Origin of the sequence: Variovorax sp. E3 (genome assembly GCF_016082275.1) — a bacterium.
In the GTDB taxonomy this organism is placed as follows: domain Bacteria; phylum Pseudomonadota; class Gammaproteobacteria; order Burkholderiales; family Burkholderiaceae_C; genus Variovorax.
This window is the reverse complement of the sequence record NZ_MOWM01000291.1, coordinates 1-3,857: the sequence shown is the minus strand read 5'-3', so window position 1 is coordinate 3,857 and position 3,857 is coordinate 1. Positions and strand designations below refer to the sequence as shown.

The following is a 3,857-nucleotide window of genomic DNA, read 5'->3' as shown; positions in this document are numbered from 1 at the left end:
CGCGGTCGTCGATGGACCATGCCGCCAGCGTGCGCAGGCGCTCGGGCGTGCGGCGGTAGCGCACGGGCGCGAACGGGTCGAGCACGCGCACGCCGGCCACGGTGCGCGTGGCCGAGGCATCGCGCAGCACGCCCCGGTCGCCGTGCCATGCGCCGAGGCTTTCTCTCGGCACCAGCTGGGCAAGGGCGGTTTCGCCGGGCGCCAGCGCGTCGCGGTCGAGCAGCGCGAGCGACGCCATCACGTCGCTCGCGCCAAGGTGCGCGTGCACGGTCGCGCCCGAGCGCAGCGGCTTGGCCTCATCGGGCCACAGCGTGAGCAGCACGTCGATGCGGTCCGTCGCGAGCGCGATGGCCGGCGTGCAGACCCAGTCGCCGCGGTGCATCTCGTCCTTCGTGACGCCGGCCAGCGCCAGCGCGCAGCGCTGCCCCGCATGCGCGGACTCGGCCTTCTGGTTCTGTGCATGGATGCCGCGCACGCGCACCGTGCGCTCGCCGGGCACCACGCGCAGTTCATCGCCGATGCGCACCGTGCCGCTGAAGACCGTGCCGGTGACGACGGTGCCCACGCCCGACAGCGTGAACGCGCGATCGACCGCGAGGCGGAAGGCCAGGTCTTCGTCGCGCGAACGTTCCTTGCGCGCCGCGTCGAGCAGCCGGTCGCGCAATGCGTCGATGCCTTCGCCGGTCGTCGCCGAAATCGCGAACATCGGCGCGCCGGCAAGCGGCGTGGGCGCGAGCAGCGCGGCGATGTCCGAGCGCACCTCGGCAAGCCGCGCTTGGCGCACGGTCTCGTCGATGCGGTCGATCTTGGTGATGGCCACCGTCGCCTCGCGCACACCCAGCAGCGCCACCACCGCCAGATGCTCGCGCGTCTGCGGCATCACGCCGTCGTCGGCGGCCACCACCAGCAGCGCATGGTCGATGCCCGTGGCGCCGGCCAGCATGGTGTGCAGCAGGCGCTCGTGCCCCGGCACGTCGACGAAGCCGAGCGACACGCCGTCGGGCGCGTGCAGGTACGCGTAGCCCAGCTCGATGGAAATGCCGCGCCGCTTTTCCTCGGGCAGCCGGTCGGTGTCGACGCCCGTGAGTGCGCGCACCAACGTGGTCTTGCCGTGGTCGATGTGGCCTGCGGTGCCGATGATCATGGCGTGCCGCGTTGCGCCTTCCCGCTTTGGGGGAAGGTTGGGAGGGGGGCGGGCTTTCGATCAGGCGTTGTGTTTCCCTGGAAGCCGTCGTGCCCCCACCCCGGCCCTCCCCCAGCGGGGGAGGGAGGAATGCGGGGGGCGAGGGCGGGGGTCATTGCAGGCGCTCGCGCAGCAGCGGCAGTTGCGCGACGAACCCGGTGCTGTCTTCCAGGCAGCGCAGGTCGAGCAGCAGGCGGTCTTCGGCGATGCGTCCGATCACGGGCAAGGGCAGGCCGCGCAACGCGGCGCCCAGCGCATCGAGCGCCGTGCCCAAACCCTTCTTCGACGTGCCGGCCGGCGCGAGCGCCAGCCCCGCCGAGGGCAGCCGTTCGGCGGGCAGCGAGCCGGAGCCGATCTGGCCCAGCAGCGGCACCACCTCGACCGTGAAGCGCGGCGACACGGCGGTCTGCACCGGTGCCCGCAAGGCCTCGGCCATCTCGCGGATCGCCTCGGCCGGCCGCGTGAGCAGGCGCAGCGTCGGCAGGTCTTGCGCGAGCCGCTCAGGCCGCAGGTACAGCGACAGCGTGGCTTCCAGCGCCGCCAGCGGCAGCTTGCTCATGCGCAGCGCGCGCTTCATCGGGAACTTGCGGATGCGGCCCACGGCGGCCTTGCTGCCGACGATCAGCCCGGCCTGCGGGCCGCCCAGCAGCTTGTCGCCCGAGAAGGTGACGACGTCGCAGCCGGCCGCCAGCATCTCCTGCGGCAGCGGCTCGCGCGGCAGGCCGTAGTGCGCCAGGTCGACCAGCGAGCCGCTGCCCAGGTCGGTGGCCAGCGGCACGCCGCGCGCATGCGCGATGCCGGCGAGCGTGGCTTCGTCGACGGCGGCGGTGAAGCCCTGCACCGCGTAGTTGCTGGTGTGGACCTTCATCACCAGCGGTGTGCTCGTTGATGGCACGCTCGTAGTCCTGCGGGTGCGTGCGGTTGGTGGTGCCGACCTCGACCATGCGCGCGCCGGCGCTGGCCATGACGTCGGGCATGCGGAAGGCGCCGCCGATCTCGACCAGTTCGCCGCGCGAGACGATCACCTCGCGGTCGCGCGCCAGCGCCGCGATGGTCAGCAGCACGGCCGCCGCGTTGTTGTTCACCACCGTGGCGGCCTCCGCGCCGGTGATGTTGCACAGCAGCTCTTCGACCAGCGAGTCGCGGTCGCCGCGGCTGCCGGTGGCCAGGTCGTACTCGAGGTTGTTGGGCGAGGTCATCACCGCGAGCAGCCGCTGCAGCGCGGCATCGGCGAGCAATGCGCGGCCCAGGTTGGTGTGGATGACGGTGCCGGTGAGGTTGAGCACGGCACGCATGCGCGGCGCAAGGCGGGCCTGCACGCGTGCCGCGAGCGCATGGCCGAGCGCTTCGTGCCGCACCTCGGCCGATGGCAGCTTGCCGGCGACGGCCTGCGCGCGAAGCGCGTCGAGCAGCGCGCGCGCTTCCTTCACCACCAGCGTGTGGCCGTGCTCGGCCAGCAGGGCGCCCGGCACGGCGAGGCGCAGCAGTTGATCGACAGAAGGCAGATCCTGGGGCCTTGCCGTCGAGCCGTGGACCACGGACTCTTCGGGCGTCGCCATCAGCCGCCTCCGCCGTCGTCGGGGATCTCGGGGTCGCCGAACAGCAGCATCAGGTTGTGGCCGCTGCGCTGGTGGCCGGCTTCGGACACCAGCAGGTCGAGCGTGACGCTCGCGAGGTCGTCGGCAACGGGCTCGACCTCGGGGTCTTTTTCCATTGCGACTTGCTTGAGGTAGTGGCCGCAGCTGTCGCAGCACTCGGCCTTGACCGCGCCTTCGCGCGCGCCGGTGGGCGGCGGCTCGATGCCGGGCTGCGGCGACAGCGATTCGAAGTGAATGCCCTTGGTGCTCTCGCAATGCGTGCACTTGATGCGCACGTAGTGCCACTCGGTGCCGCACAGCGAGCAGTGCAGGTAGCGAAAGCCCGCTTCGTCGGCGCCGATGCGCGTGATGCTCACGGTCGGCGCGCTGCCGCAGCAGGGGCACTCGGTGCCGGGGTCGGTGCGGCCGAAGATGTTCTCGCCGTGGCGCTCGGCCACCTGCAGCACGAGCTGCGTCCAGTAGGCCTGCAGGCCGGCGGCGATCAAGGGCGCGGCCGCGAGGTCGAGCCCGAACATGAGGCGGCGCGAGAGGCGGTCGGCCTGCTGGTCGATCCATGCGTCGTCGGCGGCCAACACGCGGTCGAGCGTGTCGCGCGCGGGGCCTTCGGGCACGCGCGCGCGGAACAGCGCGAGCAGGCGGCGCAGTTCACCGAGCCACACGGCGTCGCGCGTCCAGCCGAAGGCGGGCATCGGCGGCTTGAGCACCTTCGACGCGGCTTCGAGTTCATCGGAGGCGGGCAGTGCGACGGGGGCGTAGTCCTGCAGCACCTGGTGCTGCGCCTGTGCGAGGTCGGCGATGAAGATCAGGTACTCGCGCATCGGGTGCGAGGCCGCGAGCTGGCGCAGCCGCAGTTGCCGGTCGGAGAAGGCGAGCGCGCGAACCGGCAGGCGCAGGAACGGCATCTGCCGCCCGGCCTGCATCGCGATCTGCTCGGGATCGAGAACGCGCGTGGTCCGCATCGGAGGAGGGCTGCTCATTGCGTCCACTCTACAGCCACCGGACGGGTTTTGTCTTGCTCCTTCCCCTTCCGGGGGAAGGCTGGGATGGGGGCCGCGCCCGATGAGCGCCATTGAGTG

General features: G+C 72.0%; 2 protein-coding genes and 1 pseudogene. All 3 read right to left on the bottom strand.

Annotated elements, in window-relative coordinates; genetic code table 11:
- Positions 1-1,144 (bottom strand): selenocysteine-specific translation elongation factor (gene selB, locus BMG07_RS40100; RefSeq protein WP_198089130.1); only part of this gene is annotated, 1,144 nt, incomplete at its 3' end.
- Positions 1,145-1,295: 151 nt separating this feature from the next.
- Positions 1,296-2,742: pseudogene (gene selA, locus BMG07_RS40095) on the bottom strand (L-seryl-tRNA(Sec) selenium transferase).
- Complete coding sequence (fdhE, locus tag BMG07_RS40090) at positions 2,742-3,758, bottom strand: formate dehydrogenase accessory protein FdhE (protein ID WP_198089129.1); 1,017 nt, start codon at positions 3,756-3,758, stop codon at positions 2,742-2,744. The pseudogene selA and the gene fdhE overlap by 1 nt, the downstream one beginning before the upstream one ends.
- Between the last annotated feature and the right edge of the window lie 99 nt (positions 3,759-3,857).

Coding starts and splice junctions, on each gene's coding strand:
- fdhE (WP_198089129.1), bottom strand. CDS start 3,758: ATGAGCAGCCCTCCTCCGATGCGGACCACGCGCGTTCTCGATCCCGAG.